Genomic DNA, 14,614 nt, shown 5'->3' on the forward strand with positions numbered 1-14,614 from the left:
CGGCCGGGCGGGTGGGGTACCGTCACCCGCGCCGTACGGAGCGCGACAACGGGCTTTTCCAGCCACCGAGCCGTCGAGGAGCAGGTCAGTGCGCGAGTTCACCGTGCCGCCCGTCGAGGCGGCGCCTCAGGTCGGCGGTCTGGCGGACGCCGTGTTCGACCACGCCCTCGCCGACCCCCACCGGATCGCCTTCGGCCGGAAGGGCCCGGACGGGGCGTGGCACGACGTGACCGCCGCGCGGTTCCGCGACGAGGTCACGGGCCTCGCGAAAGGGCTGATCGCGGAGGGCGTGCGATTCGGCGACCGGGTCGCGATCATGGCCCGGACCCGGTACGAGTGGACGCTCTTCGACTTCGCGCTGTGGGCGGTCGGCGCGCAGCCCGTGCCGGTCTATCCGACCTCCTCCGCCGAGCAGGTCTTCTGGATGCTGCACGACGCCGAGGTCACGGCCTGCGTGGTGGAGCACGAGGACCACGCGATGACGATCGGTTCGGTGATCGACCGGCTGCCCCGGCTCCGGCGGCTGTGGCAGCTGGACGCGGACGCGGTGGGCGAGCTGACGGCGGCGGGCGCGGACATCGACGAGGAGGTCGTGCACCGGCACCGGCGGGCGGTGACCCCGGAGACGATCGCGACCGTCATCTACACCTCGGGGACGACCGGCCGCCCCAAGGGGTGCGTGATCACCCACGCGAACCTGATGTTCGAGACGGACATGGTGATGGGCCGCTGGGAGCCGGTGTTCCGCTCCCGGCCCGACGAGCAGGCCTCGACGCTGCTGTTCCTGCCGCTCGCGCACGTCTTCGGGCGGATGGTGGAGGTCGCGGCGGTCCGCGGCGGGGTGAAGCTCGGACACCAGCCGGTGATGGCGGCGGCCGAGCTGCTCCCCGACCTGGTCGCGTTCCGGCCGAGCTTCGTCCTGGCCGTGCCGTACGTCTTCGAGAAGGTCTTCCGCGCGGCCCGCCGCAAGGCGGAGGCCGAGGGGAAGGCCGGGCCCTTCGACAAGGCCGTGGAGGTGGCCGTCGCGTACGCGGAGGCGCTGGAGCAGAAGGCCTTCGGGACCGGTCCGGGGCCGTCGGCGGCGCTGCGCGTGCAGCACCAGTTCTTCGAGAAGACGGTGTACGTCAAGGTGCGCGCGGCCCTGGGCGGGCGGGTGCGGCACGCGATGTCGGGCGGTTCGGCGATGGACCGCAGGCAGGGGCTGTTCTTCGCGGGCGCGGGGATCACGGTCTTCGAGGGGTACGGCCTCACCGAATCCTCGGCCGCCGCCACGGCGAACCCTCCCGGGCGGACCAAGTACGGGACCGTGGGCCAGCCGGTCCCGGGGACGACGGTCCACATCGCGGAGGACGGCGAGGTGTGGCTGCACGGCGGCCAGGTCTTCTCCGGCTATCTGAACGCCCCGGAGGCGACGGCCGCCGTCCTCAACGACGGCTGGCTGGCCACCGGCGACATCGGGGCGCTCGACGCGGACGGCTATCTGACGATCACCGGGCGGAAGAAGGAGATCCTGGTGACCTCGGGCGGCAAGAGCGTCTCCCCCACCGCCCTGGAGGAGCGGGTGCGGGCGCATCCGCTGATCGCCCAGTGCATCGTGGTCGGCAACGACCGGCCGTACATCGCCGCGCTCGTGACGGTCGATCAGGAGGCGGTGGACCACTGGCTCGCGATGCAGGGGCGGGCGCCGCTCTCCCCGGCCGAGCTGGTGCGCGATCCGGCCCTGGAGACGGAGATCCGGCGCGGGGTGGTGGCGGCGAACACGCTGGTCTCGCAGGCGGAGTCGATCCGGACGTTCAGGATCCTGGCGCATCCGTTCAGCGAGGAGCACGGGCTGCTCACGCCCTCGCTGAAGCTGAAGCGGAAGGCGATCGAGCGGGCGTACGCGGCGGAGGTCGCCGCGCTGTACGGCTGAGGACGCAGGCCGCCGACGACCGCCGGGACCGGCCGCCGACCGGACCGGCGTGTGCCCGGTCCGGTCGGAGCAGGTCCGCGAGCGGCTCCGCCGTCTCCCACCGGCCCGCCGGTTGAGGTACCCGGCGGCACCGCGCGGGTCGGAGTTCCGGTTCTTGACCCGACGGGTGCGCTCCGGCACCGCGCCCCGCCGGGCGAACCGGTTCGCCCGGCGGGGCGGACCGGCCCCCTCTGGAATGCGTACGGCCGCTCGCCCGTTGACCATGGGAGTACGACCACGACGACGTAAGGATCCATCCCACGTGAGCAAGGACAGCAACGTTCCCTCCGTCACCCTGAACAACGGCGTAGAGATGCCGCAGCTGGGCTTCGGCGTCTGGCAGGTGCCGGACGACGAGGCGACGGCCGCCGTGGCGACGGCCCTGGAGGCCGGGTACCGCTCCATCGACACCGCCGCGATCTACGACAACGAGCGGGGCACCGGCCGTGCCGTCGCCGAGTCGGGGATCCCCCGCGAGGAGCTGTTCGTCACCACGAAGCTGTGGAACAGCGAGCAGGGCTACGACTCGACGTTGCGCGCCTTCGACGCCTCGCTCGACAAGCTCGGGCTCGACTACGTCGACCTCTACCTGATCCACTGGCCGGTGCCCGCGAAGGACGCGTACGTCGACACGTACCGGGCGTTCGAGAAGATCTACGCGGACGGGCGCGCGAAGGCGATCGGCGTCTCGAACTTCCTGCCGGAGCACCTGGAGCGGCTGATCGGCGAGACCGACGTCGTGCCCGCCCTCAACCAGATCGAACTGCACCCGCAGCTCGCCCAGCAGGAGTCGCGCGACGTGCACGCGCGGCACGGCATCGCGACCGAGGCCTGGTCGCCGCTCGGCTCCGGCAAGGGCCTCCTGGAGGTCCCGGCGATCGTGGCGATCGGCCGCAAGCACGGGCGGACGCCGGCGCAGGTGGTGCTGCGCTGGCACCTCCAGCTGGGGAACGTGGTGATCCCGAAGTCGGTCACCCCCTCGCGCATCCGCGAGAACATCGACGTCTTCGGCTTCGAGCTGGACGCCGAGGACCTGGCGGCGATCGCCGCCCTCGACGAGAGCCGTCGACTCGGCCCGGACCCGGCGGAGTTCAACGTCGGCGCCTGAAGGAGACGGAAGGGCTGGAGGCGGCGCGCCGCGTCGGTGGCGCGCCGCCTCCGTGACCGCGCGCCGCGCCGCCTCGGCTCTCCGCCTCAGTAGCCGTCCACGCCGAGCTCGGTGATCGAGGCGAAGAGGTGCTCCCACACCTCGGCGCCGGGCGCGCCGTCGGCCAGCGCCCCGGCGTCCACCTCCGCCATCGCCCGGAGGAAGCCCTTCACGCCGTCCTCCCCGGGGTACGGGTCCCAGCAGGCGCCCATGTGACGGCGGACGCCCTCCAGGAACCGGACGAAGGAGTCCAGGTCGCGGACGAGCGGGAAGACGGCCTCGCCGCCGGGCCCGTGGCTGCCGTCCGGCCGGCGCAGGCCGACGGCGCCGGTCGCGGGGTGGACGAAGACCTCCCCCGGGTCGCAGTACCCGAGGTCGAACTCCCCGACGCTCAGCAGTCCTTCGGGGCCCGGGGCCAGCAGCTCCTCCGCGAGGGCGAAGGACGTGACGCCGGCCGCCCAGTGGCGGGGCAGTCCGGCCTCGGCGAGCAGCGTCCGGGTCGGGGCGTGCGCGAGGGCGGCGGGGAGGTCGGCCGGCGGGACGCGGACGACCCCGGAGGGGCCGAAGACCCCGTCGAGCCGGGCGGCGGTGAGCGGACCGCCGGCGTCCCTCGTGCCGGGCCGGAACCACGGCCCGCCGTCCACCGGCGTCGGAGGGGAGGAATCGGCCCCGCCCGTCGGCCAGTCGGCGAGGGCGGTGCCGTTCTGCTCCACGACGGCCACCCCGCGCGCGTCGTGGAAGACGTGGCGGCCGCCGTCCAGCGGGATCGGCTCCTCCCAGGAGTCGGGGTGGCGCAGCGCCCAGGACCCGTCGTCGCCGTCGAACAGCCGGGGCCCGTCCGGTTCGGTCTCCTCGTACGGTTCGGCCGTGCCCTCGGCGGGCGCCGGCCGGGGGCTGCCGGTGGCCAGGTCGAACCAGGTGTCCTCGCACCACAGGGCCCGGACCCTCAGGAGCGGGGTGCCGTCGGCCTCGTACACCTCGGCGGAGCGGTCGCCGCTGAGGTTCGGCGCGGCCTCGTGGGCGCCGACCGGCCGCCACCAGGTCCACACCGTCCGCCACGGCAGCCCGGGTTCGGCGGCCGCCACGCGCTCGGCGTACTCCCGGTGGCCGAGGACGGTCGCCGCGAAGTGCAGCCAGGAGGCGAACTCGGCGGGCGTCACGGGGGCGCCCCCGAAGACCGCCTCGGCCTGGGTGAACACCTCGCGGCCGACGCCGCCGTGCTCCTCCGGCAGGGCGGCGAGACGGGCACGGAGAACGGCGCGGTCGTGGCGCAGGACCCGGACGGGGTCGTCGAGCAGGGCGGGGAGATCGGGATCGGTCACCGGCACATCGTGCCGCACGCACCGGCGGGCGGGCGGCGGCCGGGTCGTTGTCACACCCGGGACGTAGGGTCGGAGACGGCCCCGAGGGGTGCGCGCGGCGCTGTCGGCCGCGTGGTCCAACTGCCTGGCGAGAAGAAGGAGTCGGTACGGTGAGCGGTGTCCCGGCGCCCGTCGTGGAGGGCCTCTACCGGGTGCGGAACGTGGCCAGCGGGCTGCTCCTGGAGGTGTACCAGGGGTCGGGCCGCAGCGGCGCGAAGGTGCAGCAGGGCACCGGGAACGGAACTCCCGGACAGCACTGGCACATCAGACCCGTGCCGAACGGCGGCGGGCTCTACCACCTGGTCAACGCGGCCAGCGGCAAACGGCTCGACGTCACGAACGCGTCCACGGAGAACGGCGCCCTCGTCCAGCAGTGGAGGGCCAACAACTTCGGCGCGCAGGAGTGGGTCATCGAGCAGGACCTCCAGTCTCCGGGGACGGTGGCCCTGGTGAGCTTCGTCAGCGGCCTGTTCCTGGAGGTCGCCGACGGGTCGGAGGAGGACGGGGGGAACGTCCGGCAGTGGGAGGACACCGACTCGCCGTTCCAGTGGTGGCGGCTGGAGCCGGTGTCCTGACCCGGGCCCGGTGCGGGCTCAGCCCTTGCGGGCGGTGTGCACGGTGTGGGCGGTGAGGTGGAACAGGTCCGCGCGGTGGTGCAGGGACAGCGCGTCGGCCGGGTCGAGCAGCCGGTCGAGCGTCTCCTTGTCGTCGGCGTCGAGCCGGGCGGCCAGGCCGTCCCGGAGGCGCTCGTAGTGGGCGAGGACCAGCTCCCGGACGGCCGGGGAGACGGGCGCGGGGACGTCGACGAGGAACGTGCGGGTGCCGGCCGGGGTGAGGCCGGCGCCGGAGAGCAGCGCCCGCCAGTCGTCCGGCTCGTCCTTGGAGCCGGGGAGCTCGGCGCGCATCTCGCCGAACCACTCGGTGTGGACGGCGTCGAGCCGGGCCTCCAGGCCGGGCCTGCCGATCCCGATGTTCTGGGGCAGGTGCCGCCGGGGCAGGCCGCCCTCGACGAGGACGACGAGGCCGCCGGGGTTCAGGATGCCGGCGAACTCGGCGAGCGCGGCGCCCTGGTCGCCCATGTGGTGCAGGGAGTTGCCCGCCCAGACGAGGTCGGCCCGCCCCAGGGCCGCGATCCCCTCGGGGAGTTCGGCGTGGCGGGTGGAGACCCGGGCGCCGAGACCGCGCGCCTCGGCGCGGGCCCTGGCCCGGGTGAGGAGTTCGGGGGCTCCGTCGACGGCGACCGCCTCGGCGGCCGGGAAGGCCTCGGCGAGCAGGCTGGTCACCACGCCGGGGCCGCTGCCGACGTCGAGGATCCGGCGGACGCCCTGCACCGGCGCGAGGGTGCCCAGCCAGGCGGCGGCTTCCGCGTACGCGGGGCTCGCGATCTCGGCCTGCCGCTCCAGGAGCGACGCCATCTCGCTCCAGTCGAGGTGGGTGGTGTCGTGGTGGCCGTGGCCGTGGCCGTGCTGGTGGCCGGGGTGGGGCGCGCGATGCTGGCTCATGGCTCCAGGGTGCCGCGGGAGGGCCGCGGGTGCGAGAAATGTTGCCGGTCCGGCAACAGGGATCCTGTCGCTGCCGGGCCGGTCAGCCGCGGCCCCGGTGCTCCTGCGGGCTGATGCCCCGTACGCGCTTGAAGGCGGCGCTCAGGGCGAACGCGCCGCTGTAGCCGACCTGCCGGGCGACGGACTCGACCGTGGCGTCCGTCTCGCGGAGCAGGTCGGCGGCGAGCGCGAGCCGCCAGTCGGTGAGGTACGCCATCGGGGGCTCCCCGACGAGCTCGGTGAACCGGCGGGCGAGCGCGGCCCGGGACACGCCCGACTTCGCGGCGAGCGAGGCGACGGTCCACGGGTGGGCGGGGTCGTTCTGGAGCAGCCGGAGCGCGCGGCCGACCACCGGGTCGGCCATCGCGCGGTACCAGGCGGGGGCCTCGGCTCCCGGCCGGGAGAACCAGGCGCGGACGGCGGCGATGAGCAGCAGGTCGAGGAGCCGGTCGAGGACGACGCTCTGGCCGGGTTCGTCGCGGGAGATCTCCTCGTCGAGGAAGGGCATGAGGGGGCAGTTCCACACGTCGGCGGGCAGGTGCGCCAGGCCGGGCAGGGCGTCGAGGAGCCGGCGGCCGACCTCGCCGTCCATCAGGTAGGTGCCGACGAGGACGGTGGTGCCGCCGTCCGGGGCGTTGCCCCAGGTGCGGACGCCGAGGCGCATGGACTGGGCGAGCGGCTCCCCGGAGAGGGTGGTGCAGCCGCCGTCGGGGCCGATCCTGGCGTGGGGCGGGGCGTCGGGGGCGTGGGCGACGGTGTACGGCTCGGGGCCGCGGGCGATGGCGATGTCCCCCGGGCGCAGCAGGACGGCGTTACCGGCGTCGGGGACGATCCAGGCCTCGCCCTCGGTGACGCACATGAGGCAGATCGGGGCCTCGTCCTCGATGCGCACGGACCACGGCGGCTCCATGATCATGCGCAGCAGGAAGGCGCCCTTGGCGCGTGGCCCGTCGAGGAGTCCGGCGAGTGCGTCCATGGGGCGCAAGCGTAGGCCGTCGGCGGGAGGTTCCCGAGACGGACGCGTAGGCGGGTGAGACGGCGCAGCATGGGCGGGCGGGGCCCGGGGCGGGAGTCTTGAGCCATGACGACGCAGACGGACAACACGCAGAACACGCAGAACTCGACGGTCCTGGTGACGAGCGCCACCGGCAAGACGGGGCGGCGGGTGGCCGAGCGGCTGACCGCCCGCGGGGTGACGGTCCGGGCGGGCTCCCGGAGCGGGGCGACGGTCTTCGACTGGGAGGCCCCGGAGACCTGGGCGCCCGCGCTGCGGGGCGCGGACGCCGCGTACGTGGCCTACTACCCGGACCTGGCCGCTCCCGGGGCGGTCGGGGCGATGGAGACCTTCGGCCGGCTGGCCGTGGAGAACGGCGTACGGCGGCTCACCCTCCTCTCCGGGCGCGGGGAGCCGGAGGCGGTCCTGGCGGAGGAGGCCCTGCGGACGGCGGCGGTCGGGGTGGAGCTGACCGTCGTCCGGGCCTCGTTCTTCGCGCAGAACTTCTCCGAGGGGCTGCTCGCGGAGGGGGTCGCCGAGGGGGCGGTGGTCTTCCCCGCCGGGGACACGGCCGAGCCGTTCATCGACGCCGACGACCTCGCGGACGTCGTCGTGGAGACGCTGACGGCGGACGGGCACGCGGGGCGGGTGCACGAGGTGACGGGCCCCCGGCCGGTGGGCTTCGCGGAGGTGGCGGCGGAGATCTCCCGCGCCTCGGGCCGGCCGGTGGCGTACGAGGCGGTGTCGGAGGCCGAGTACGCGGGCCTGCTCGCGGGGTTCGGGCTGCCGGCCCCGGAGGCGGAGTGGCTCGCGGCGCTGTTCGCGACGCTCCTCGACGGACACAACGCCGCGGCGACGGACGGGGTGAAGCGGGTCCTGGGCCGCGAGCCGCGCTCCTTCGCCGGGTTCGCGGCGGAGACCTGGGGCGGACGGCGGTCCTGAGGTTCAGGCGTACCGCGCGGCCAGGGTCCGTACGGTCGCGGCGATGCGGTCGCGGAGGTCCTCGGGGGCGAGGACCTCCACCTCCGCGCCGAGGCCGAGGAAGGTGTCGTGGGCGTGTTCGGGCGATTCGACGGGCAGGGTGGCGCGCGTCCAGCCGTCGGGTTCGGGGGTGCCGGTGGCGGCGAGGGCCCGTGCGGCGGCGCCGGTGAGGCGGGCGGCGCCGCGCGGGGAGATCCGTACGAGGGCCTCGCCCTGGTGGAGCCGCCGGTGGAAGTCGGTCCGGCTGGCCCGCCAGTGCGCGGCGAGGTCGAAGTCCTCGGGGATCACGGCCTCTTCGTCGGTGGCGGTGAGGGCGAGGATCTGGTCGACGCGGTAGGTGCGCGGTCCGGGTCCGGCGACCAGGTACCAGCGGCCGGCCTTGAGGACGAGGCCGTACGGTTCGAGGCGCCGGTCGACGTCGGTGGGTTCCTTCCAGCGCCGGTAGCGGACCTCCAGGACGCGTCCGGTGCGGACCGCGTCGGCGACCTCGGGCAGGAACGGGGTCTCGTCGCCCTCGTCGTACCAGCCGGGGGCGTCGATGTGGAAGCGGGCCGCGAGGCGGTCGACGTGCTCGCGGAGGGCGGCCGGGAGGGCGGCGCGCAGCTTCAGCCGCGCGTCGGCGAAGTGCGGGCCGAGCCCGAGTCCTTCGGCGGCCCCCGGCATGCCGGCGAGGACCAGCGCCTCGGCCTCCTGGGCGAAGAGGCCGGTCAGGCGGGTGCGGCCGCCGGGCAGGAGCCGGTAGCCGCCGCGGTGTCCGGCCTCGCCGTAGAGGGGCACCCCGGCGGCGTGCAGCGCCTCGACGTCGCGGTAGACGGTGCGGACGGAGACGCCGAGCTCCTCGGCGAGCCGGCCGGCGGTCGTCGGGCCGCCGGTCTGGAGCAGCAGGAGGATCGAGAGGAGACGGCTGGACTTCACTGACACAAGGTGTCAGTGAAGGGTTCGTACCGTCCAGCCATGGCTTTCGCGGAGAAGAACATCCTCGCGCTGCCGCCGGTCGAGACCGCCGGACGGCACCTCAAGCGCTACCACGTCACCTCGGACCCCGCCGGCATCGAACCGGAGGTGGAGAAGGCGGCGTACGCACTCCTTCCGGAGCTGTTGCCGGAGCCGGACGGCACCCCGGCGGCGGGCTTCGTGGTGCTGCACCGGGGCGGTGACAGCGGCGCGTACCTCAACGCGTACAGCTGGGTGTGGGACAACGTGCTCCACTTCGGCGGAGGGGCCGCCGGGCAGCCCGCCCTGGACTGCCCCGACACCGATCCGACGCACTTCGTCCGGGTCCACCGCTCCTGGATCGGCTGCGTGTGGGAGCTGCCGCCGCTCGGACACGAACGGGAGGCCTGGGTACGGCACGTGCTGACGCCGGAGACGCCGGACCTGGCGGGCTACCTCGCGGACGCGCTGCCCTCGGGCACGACGGGAGGCCGCGCGTGACCGCCGACGGCTTCTCCTTCCTCGACGGCCGCTGGCGGGTCCGCAACCGCCGACTCGCCGACTTCCTCGACCCGGAGAGCGGGTGGAAGGAGTTCGACGGACACACGACCGGCACGCTGTTCCGGGACGGCCGGGCGCACGTGGACGAGGTCGTCTTCCCCTCCGAGGGGTTCAGCGGGCTGACGCTGCGGCTGTACGAGCCGGAGACCGGCGAGTGGACGCTGAACTGGTCCGACAGCCGTACGGGAAGGCTGGACCCGCCGGTCAGGGGCCGCTTCTCCGAGGACGGGACGGGCACCTTCCACGGCGTCGACGGCTACGCGGGGCGCCCGGTGCGGGTGCGGTTCCACTGGTCCGGGATCGGTCCTGACACGGCGCGCTGGGAGCAGGCGTTCGCGCCCGGGGGCACCGACGCGTGGGTGACGAACTGGGTGATGGAGTTCAGCCGCGCCTGACGAAGCTCGCGAGCCGGTAACGGGGGTCGGCTCGGGGGCGGTCCTGGTCCGGGAGCGCGGTCAGGGCGGCGGTGAGCGTGTCGACGGTCGCCGGGTCGCCGTCGAACCAGGAGGCGAAGTGGCCGGCGCGCAGCTTCCGGGCGGTGTCGCGCGGGGTGCGGCCCTGGCCGTGGCCGGTGAAGCGGGTGCCGGGGGCGGGGTCGAGGCCGTGGGCGGCCGCGCACGCGGTGATCAGGTCGGCGCGGTCGGAGGCCGCTTCGGCGGACCGGTGGGGCCGGAGGACCGCGTCGATGTCGCTGCCGACGTCGTGGGCCGCGTCCTTGTCGACGGTGGCGACGAGGACGCCGCCGGGGCGCAGCACCCGGGCCGCCTCGGCGACGACGTCGGCCGCGAAGGGGATCAGGTGCAGCAGCCAGACGGCCGCGACGGCGTCCAGGGAGGCGTCGGGCAGCGGCAGCCGCCGGGCGTCGGCGCGTACGGCGCGGCCGGGCGCCCGGCCCGCGGCGACCCGCACCATGGCGTGGGCGGCGTCCGCCCCGTAGACGCGCAGGCCGGGCCGGGCGAGGCGTTCGGTGACGAGTCCGGTGCCGCAGGCGAGGTCGAGCAGGGTGCGGGCGCCGGGCGGGACAAGTCGCAGGACGGCCTCGGCGGCCGCCTCGGCTCGGGGCACCCCGCCGCGGGTCCGGTCGTAGTGTGCTGCCTCTGCCTCGTAGTCGAGCACGGTCTCCGGCATGCCCGTGATCCTAGTGGGCGTCAGTTCGCGCCGTGGCCGGGGGCGATCCGTTCGACGCGGTCGGCGAGTTCGAAGTCCTTCTCGGTGACGGCGTCGCCGGCGTCGTGGGTGTTCACGGCGAGGGAGACCGTGTTGTAGCCCAGGGTGAGGTCGGAGTGGTGGTTCAGCTCCTGCTGGATCTGGGCCACGTGGACGACGAGCGCGGTCGCCGCGAAGTGGTCGCCGAGCCGGTAGGTCCGGGTGAGCCGGTCGGCGTCGACGGACCAGCCGGGAAGCTCCCTGAGGCGGTCCTCGATCTCCTTCTGCGACAGCGGCTGTGTGGGCACGGCGGTGCTCCCTCCGGTCGGGTGGTGCGGACGACGGGGTGACGGACAGGGGCCCCGGGGGGAAACTACCCGGGGTCCCCCTCTGGGATACCGTCTGACCATGACAACTGTCGTGACCGACACGGGGGTGGGGCCGCTGCTGCGCGGATGGCGTGAGCAGCGGAGGCTGAGTCAGCTGGAGCTGGCGCTGCGCGCCGACTCCTCGGCACGGCACATCTCGTTCGTGGAGACGGGCCGCTCCCGGCCGAGCGAGGAGATGGTCCTGAAGCTCGCCGAGCACCTGGAGGTGCCGGTGCGGGAACGGAACGCGCTGCTGCTCGCGGCGGGATACGCGCCCCGGTACGCGGAGTCGCCGCTGGACGCGCCGCGCCTGGAGACGCTGCGCTGGGGCATCCAGCAGCTGCTCGACGGCTACGAGCCGTACCCGGCCCTGGTGGTGGACGGCACGTACACGGTGGTGGCGGCCAACCGGGGGATCGGGCTGCTGCTCGGCGGGCTTCCGGAGCACCTGCTGACCCCGCCGATGAACGCGATGCGGCTGACCCTGCACCCGGAGGGCCTGGCGCCCCGGATCCGGAACCTGCGGGAGTGGCGGGGCCACCTCCTGGCCCAGATGGAGCGTCAGATCGCGCTGGCCCGTTCGGAGCCGCTGCGGGAGCTGTACGAGGAGGTGGCGGCCTATCCGCTGCCCGAGCGGATCGACCCGGAGGACCGGCCGGACGCGGAGCCGTACCCGTACTTCGCGCTGCCGCTGCGGATCGAGCACGAGGGCCGGGTGCTGTCGTTCGTGTCGTCGATCTCGACGTTCAACACGCCGATGGACGTGACCGTCGCCGAGCTGGCCATCGAGACGTTCCTCCCGGCCGACCCGGAGACGGTCGCGTACCTGCGGTCGCTCAGCGCGCGGCTGCCCTGAGGGCCGCCCACTGGAGTCCGGCGAAGCCGGCGACGGTGGCCGCCTGCATCGGGGTCCAGATCAGGCCGGCGGTGGTCGGCTCCAGCCAGGCGACGAGGGCGACGGCGCTGAGGACGGCCCAGATCACGTTGGCGTCGACGACGAGCTTCACGGCGAGCGCCGGGGGCTGCGGGCGGCTCGCGAGCCAGGCGACGCCCGCGGCGAACGCGGTGAGGAAGAGGCCGAGTTCGAGGAGGAGCCCGGCGTCGACGCCGAGGAGTTCACCGAGGGGGCCGGAGGCGGCGAGGTAGGCGATCCCGTTGGCTCCGGTGACGACGGCGTCGAGGGCGAGGAAGCGGCGCACCGCGGACTGGGGACGGGTGGTGCGGGCAAGACCGGCAAGCAGGGCCTGGGACATGGCGGATCACCCTCCGAAGGGGACGTTCGTGCTGGTGGTGGGCCCGGAGCCCGAGCGGAGTGCGCCGCCCGGGTTCCGGTGTCCATGAGCATGCCGGGCGGCGCGGAGGGGGTCGATTACGCCGGAGGTAATACCGGGCCGGCGCCCGTGTGCGGTGTCGGTCTCCACACAGTCGTGCCGCCGCTCCCCCGGGGTGAGTAGTCTTCCCGCCGGGGTGGCCGGAACCGGTGCCCCGAAGGGGGAGAACACGGATGGCGTGGAACAGGCAACGGGCCCTGGTGGCCACCGGGGACGATCACAAGGTGACGCCCGCGGAACTCTTCTTCGACCTGGTGTTCGTGTACGCGATCACTCAGGTCACCGCCCTCATGGCGGCCGCGCCCTCACCGGTGCGGATGGTGGGCGCGATGGTCGTCCTCGCACTGCTGTGGTGGTGCTGGTGCGCCTTCGCCTGGCTGGGCAACGTCGTACGGGCCGACTCCGGCGCTCTGTTCGGCGTGCTCGTCGCCGTCATGGCCGTCGTCCTGATCGTGTCCCTGGCCGTGCCGGACGTCTTCGCGGACGCGTCGGGCGGGCTCTCGGCACCGCTGGTCTTCGTGCTCTGCTACGGCGCGGTGCGCGTCCTGCACCTGACCTCGTACTGGCTCTCCAGCCCGGGCGACGCCGCGCTGCGGGCGACCCTGCGGCGTACGGCCATGGCGTCCGTGCTGCCGCCGCTGGTGCTGCTGCTCATCGGCTGCGCGTACGACGGCCGGGTCCAGCTCCTGTGGTGGCTGGGGGCGGTGGCCGTCGACTACGGCGGGATCTACGTCACCGGTTCCTCCGGCTGGCGGGTCAACTCTCCCGGGCACTTCGCCGAGCGGCACGGTCTGATCGTGATCATCGCGCTGGGCGAGTCCATCGTGGCGATGGGCGTCGGCGTCGGAGGCTTTCCGCTCTCGTACGCCGTCCTCGGCGCCTCGGCCGCCGGGCTGCTGCTCTCGGCCGGGCTGTGGCGGCTGTACTTCCGGCAGCTCGGCGAGGCCGCCGAGCACCGTCTCACCGGGCTGGACGGCGACGACCGCACCCGCTTCGCGCGGGACGTCTACACCTTCCTGCACCTGCCGCTGGTCGCCGGGGTCGTGCTCTGCGCGCTCGGGATGAAGAAGGTCCTCCAGCAGGTCGCCGACACCGGGCACTACGGCCTCGCCGAGCCGCTGCACGGCGTCGTGGCCTGGTCCCTGACCGGGGGCGTCGGCGTCTATCTGCTGGGCGCCGCCGCGATCGTGCTGCGGACCTCGGGGCGGCGGCCGACCGCGCTGGCCGTGGGCGGGGTGTGCTGCCTGGCGGCGGGGCCGCTGGTCGGTCTCGTCCCGGCCCTGGTGGCGCTCACGGTCCTCGCCGCGACGGCGGCGCTCCTCGTGGGGCTGCACTCCAGGCGGGGCACGCGGACGTTCGAGACGGTGGAGGCGGCCTGAGGGGGCCGGTCCGGCGGCCTCCCGGAGGTGCGCTCCGGGAGGCCGGTGCCGGGGGTTCAGCGCAGGCGGTCCTCCCGGGGGGCGGTCGGTTCGGGCGTGCGCCCGGAGGTCCGGGTGGTCGGCTCGACGGGGCCGGCGGGCGCCGGGGATCCGGGCTCGGGGGCGGTGCGCCGGGCGCGTGAGGCCTCGGCGCGCAGCAGGGCCTGGAGGACGGCGTACGGGTCGACGGGCATGACGGAGCTCCTCGTGGTGCGGGGGTGATGGGGGGACTGCGGAGAGGCGGGGCCTCTCAGCAGCGCATCACCACGCACCGGAGCGCGTCGCCGCGCGGGGCGGGTACGGGGACGGGGGCCGGAGTCCGGCGGTGGCTCCGGGGGCCCGGGGGCCGGGGCACGGGCCCGGCGGCGCGGAGGGGCGCGCGGTGGGCGCGGGTCCGGCCGGGGAGTCCGCTCACGGCGCCGACCGGGTCGTGGGTCTCGCCGCCCGGGTCGGAGGCCGGGGCGGCGGCCGCGGCGCGCGTCTCGGCGACGGGGAGCGCGGCGGCGGCCCCGGCGCCGAGCAGCGCGGCGAGGACGAGGAGGAGCGCGATCCACCGGTGCCGGCCCCGGGCCGGGCGCGCCCGCCGCCCCGCCGGGGCGGCGGGCGCGGCGGGCGTCTGGTGCGCGGGGCTCACGGAGATCCGTACTGCCCCGCCGCGGGACCGGTACGGCTCCCCCGGCCGCCGATCCGCCCGAGCGGCCTACGTCAGGGCCCCGGATTCACCGCCCCGGCGGTCATCGGCGGCCACACACCCGCCAGCCGCGGCACCCACCTCTCCAGACAGGCCCTAGGTGTTCTGTCCCGGGAGGTTGTGGACGGGTGATGCAGGTCTCGGCTGAGGGATCTTGAACGGGTGAGGGCCTTCCCGGTTCGGTGTGGATT

At 74.7% G+C, this 14,614-nt stretch carries 17 protein-coding genes; 8 read left to right on the forward strand and 9 right to left on the reverse strand.

Going from position 1 to position 14,614, the window contains the following annotated elements; all coding sequences use genetic code 11:
- Nucleotides 1-88 precede the first annotated feature (88 nt).
- Nucleotides 89-1,912 (forward strand): AMP-dependent synthetase/ligase, encoded by a 1,824-nt coding sequence (locus tag ACFYUZ_RS19970; protein WP_389310959.1) that lies wholly within the window; start codon nt 89-91, stop codon nt 1,910-1,912.
- A gap of 262 nt (nt 1,913-2,174) precedes the next feature.
- Nucleotides 2,175-3,059 carry an aldo/keto reductase gene (locus tag ACFYUZ_RS19975; protein ID WP_389310961.1) on the forward strand — a complete coding sequence of 295 codons (885 nt, stop codon included), beginning with the start codon at nt 2,175-2,177 and terminating at the stop codon, nt 3,057-3,059.
- Nucleotides 3,060-3,145: 86 nt separating this feature from the next.
- Here the strand turns inward: ACFYUZ_RS19975 and ACFYUZ_RS19980 are convergent, their stop codons facing one another.
- Nucleotides 3,146-4,420, reverse strand: coding sequence for an SUKH-4 family immunity protein (locus ACFYUZ_RS19980; protein ID WP_389310963.1), 1,275 nt, complete (start codon nt 4,418-4,420; stop codon nt 3,146-3,148).
- Between the two features lie 149 nt (nt 4,421-4,569).
- On the opposite strand from ACFYUZ_RS19980, the gene ACFYUZ_RS19985 reads away from it, so the two are divergent.
- Nucleotides 4,570-5,034, forward strand: a complete 465-nt coding sequence (locus ACFYUZ_RS19985) for an RICIN domain-containing protein (RefSeq protein ID WP_389310965.1) — start codon at nt 4,570-4,572, stop codon at nt 5,032-5,034.
- 18 nt (nt 5,035-5,052) lie between these two features.
- On the opposite strand, the gene ACFYUZ_RS19990 is transcribed toward ACFYUZ_RS19985, so the two are convergent.
- Together ACFYUZ_RS19990 and ACFYUZ_RS19995 are read right to left on the reverse strand one after the other, a co-directional pair.
- On the reverse strand, nt 5,053-5,961 hold the full coding sequence (locus tag ACFYUZ_RS19990; protein WP_389310967.1) for a class I SAM-dependent methyltransferase: 909 nt from the start codon (nt 5,959-5,961) through the stop codon (nt 5,053-5,055).
- Nucleotides 5,962-6,043: 82 nt separating this feature from the next.
- Nucleotides 6,044-6,976, reverse strand: a complete 933-nt coding sequence (locus ACFYUZ_RS19995; RefSeq protein WP_389310969.1) for an AraC family transcriptional regulator — start codon at nt 6,974-6,976, stop codon at nt 6,044-6,046.
- Between the two features lie 105 nt (nt 6,977-7,081).
- Here ACFYUZ_RS19995 and ACFYUZ_RS20000 point away from each other — a divergent pair, with 105 nt between their 5' ends.
- Nucleotides 7,082-7,936, forward strand: coding sequence for an NmrA family transcriptional regulator (locus tag ACFYUZ_RS20000; protein ID WP_389310971.1), 855 nt, complete (start codon nt 7,082-7,084; stop codon nt 7,934-7,936).
- 3 nt (nt 7,937-7,939) lie between these two features.
- Here ACFYUZ_RS20000 and ACFYUZ_RS20005 read toward each other — a convergent pair whose 3' ends face one another.
- Complete coding sequence (locus ACFYUZ_RS20005) at nt 7,940-8,890, reverse strand: helix-turn-helix transcriptional regulator (RefSeq protein WP_389310973.1); 951 nt, start codon at nt 8,888-8,890, stop codon at nt 7,940-7,942.
- A 39-nt stretch (nt 8,891-8,929) separates the two neighbouring features.
- Between ACFYUZ_RS20005 and ACFYUZ_RS20010 the strand changes: the two genes are divergently transcribed.
- Together ACFYUZ_RS20010 and ACFYUZ_RS20015 are read left to right on the forward strand one after the other, a co-directional pair.
- Nucleotides 8,930-9,409, forward strand: coding sequence for a hypothetical protein (locus tag ACFYUZ_RS20010; RefSeq protein WP_389310975.1), 480 nt, complete (start codon nt 8,930-8,932; stop codon nt 9,407-9,409).
- Nucleotides 9,406-9,864: a hypothetical protein gene (locus ACFYUZ_RS20015; protein ID WP_389310977.1), complete on the forward strand. Its 459-nt coding sequence runs from the start codon at nt 9,406-9,408 to the stop codon at nt 9,862-9,864. The genes ACFYUZ_RS20010 and ACFYUZ_RS20015 overlap by 4 nt, the downstream gene beginning before the upstream one ends.
- On the opposite strand, the gene ACFYUZ_RS20020 is transcribed toward ACFYUZ_RS20015, so the two are convergent.
- Nucleotides 9,851-10,597 carry a methyltransferase domain-containing protein gene (locus ACFYUZ_RS20020; protein WP_389310979.1) on the reverse strand — a complete coding sequence of 249 codons (747 nt, stop codon included), beginning with the start codon at nt 10,595-10,597 and terminating at the stop codon, nt 9,851-9,853. The two genes, ACFYUZ_RS20015 and ACFYUZ_RS20020, sit on opposite strands and share 14 nt — an antisense overlap.
- A gap of 20 nt (nt 10,598-10,617) precedes the next feature.
- Nucleotides 10,618-10,923 (reverse strand): 4a-hydroxytetrahydrobiopterin dehydratase, encoded by a 306-nt coding sequence (locus ACFYUZ_RS20025; RefSeq protein ID WP_389310981.1) that lies wholly within the window; start codon nt 10,921-10,923, stop codon nt 10,618-10,620.
- A gap of 100 nt (nt 10,924-11,023) precedes the next feature.
- On the opposite strand from ACFYUZ_RS20025, the gene ACFYUZ_RS20030 reads away from it, so the two are divergent.
- A complete protein-coding gene (locus ACFYUZ_RS20030; protein ID WP_389310983.1) occupies nt 11,024-11,839 on the forward strand; it encodes a helix-turn-helix domain-containing protein in 816 nt (271 codons plus the stop codon).
- Here the strand turns inward: ACFYUZ_RS20030 and ACFYUZ_RS20035 are convergent.
- Nucleotides 11,820-12,236: a hypothetical protein gene (locus ACFYUZ_RS20035; RefSeq protein ID WP_389310985.1), complete on the reverse strand. Its 417-nt coding sequence runs from the start codon at nt 12,234-12,236 to the stop codon at nt 11,820-11,822. The genes ACFYUZ_RS20030 and ACFYUZ_RS20035 overlap by 20 nt on opposite strands.
- 251 nt (nt 12,237-12,487) lie before the next feature.
- Between ACFYUZ_RS20035 and ACFYUZ_RS20040 the strand changes: the two genes are divergently transcribed.
- Entirely contained in the window at nt 12,488-13,693 is a 1,206-nt protein-coding gene (locus ACFYUZ_RS20040; RefSeq protein WP_389310987.1) for a low temperature requirement protein A, read from the forward strand.
- A gap of 56 nt (nt 13,694-13,749) precedes the next feature.
- On the opposite strand, the gene ACFYUZ_RS20045 is transcribed toward ACFYUZ_RS20040, so the two are convergent.
- On the reverse strand, nt 13,750-13,926 hold the full coding sequence (locus ACFYUZ_RS20045) for a hypothetical protein (RefSeq protein WP_389310989.1): 177 nt from the start codon (nt 13,924-13,926) through the stop codon (nt 13,750-13,752).
- Between the two features lie 56 nt (nt 13,927-13,982).
- Nucleotides 13,983-14,366: a hypothetical protein gene (locus tag ACFYUZ_RS20050; protein WP_389310991.1), complete on the reverse strand. Its 384-nt coding sequence runs from the start codon at nt 14,364-14,366 to the stop codon at nt 13,983-13,985.
- Nucleotides 14,367-14,614: the final 248 nt, after the last annotated feature.

The organism is Streptomyces sp. NPDC004266, assembly GCF_042874095.1.
Classification (GTDB): Bacteria; Actinomycetota; Actinomycetes; order Streptomycetales; family Streptomycetaceae; genus Streptomyces.

Bases quoted from the DNA above. Each gene is read 5' to 3' on its own strand.
- ACFYUZ_RS19975 (WP_389310961.1), top strand. From the start codon at position 2,175: ATGGGAGTACGACCACGACGACGTAAGGATCCATCCCACGTGAGCAAG.
- ACFYUZ_RS19990 (WP_389310967.1), bottom strand. From the start codon at position 5,961: ATGAGCCAGCATCGCGCGCCCCACCCCGGCCACCAGCACGGCCACGGC.
- ACFYUZ_RS19995 (WP_389310969.1), bottom strand. From the start codon at position 6,976: ATGGACGCACTCGCCGGACTCCTCGACGGGCCACGCGCCAAGGGCGCC.
- ACFYUZ_RS20000 (WP_389310971.1), top strand. From the start codon at position 7,082: ATGACGACGCAGACGGACAACACGCAGAACACGCAGAACTCGACGGTC.
- ACFYUZ_RS20010 (WP_389310975.1), top strand. From the start codon at position 8,930: ATGGCTTTCGCGGAGAAGAACATCCTCGCGCTGCCGCCGGTCGAGACC.
- ACFYUZ_RS20020 (WP_389310979.1), bottom strand. From the start codon at position 10,597: ATGCCGGAGACCGTGCTCGACTACGAGGCAGAGGCAGCACACTACGAC.
- ACFYUZ_RS20030 (WP_389310983.1), top strand. From the start codon at position 11,024: ATGACAACTGTCGTGACCGACACGGGGGTGGGGCCGCTGCTGCGCGGA.
- ACFYUZ_RS20035 (WP_389310985.1), bottom strand. From the start codon at position 12,236: ATGTCCCAGGCCCTGCTTGCCGGTCTTGCCCGCACCACCCGTCCCCAG.
- ACFYUZ_RS20040 (WP_389310987.1), top strand. From the start codon at position 12,488: ATGGCGTGGAACAGGCAACGGGCCCTGGTGGCCACCGGGGACGATCAC.
- ACFYUZ_RS20045 (WP_389310989.1), bottom strand. From the start codon at position 13,926: ATGCCCGTCGACCCGTACGCCGTCCTCCAGGCCCTGCTGCGCGCCGAG.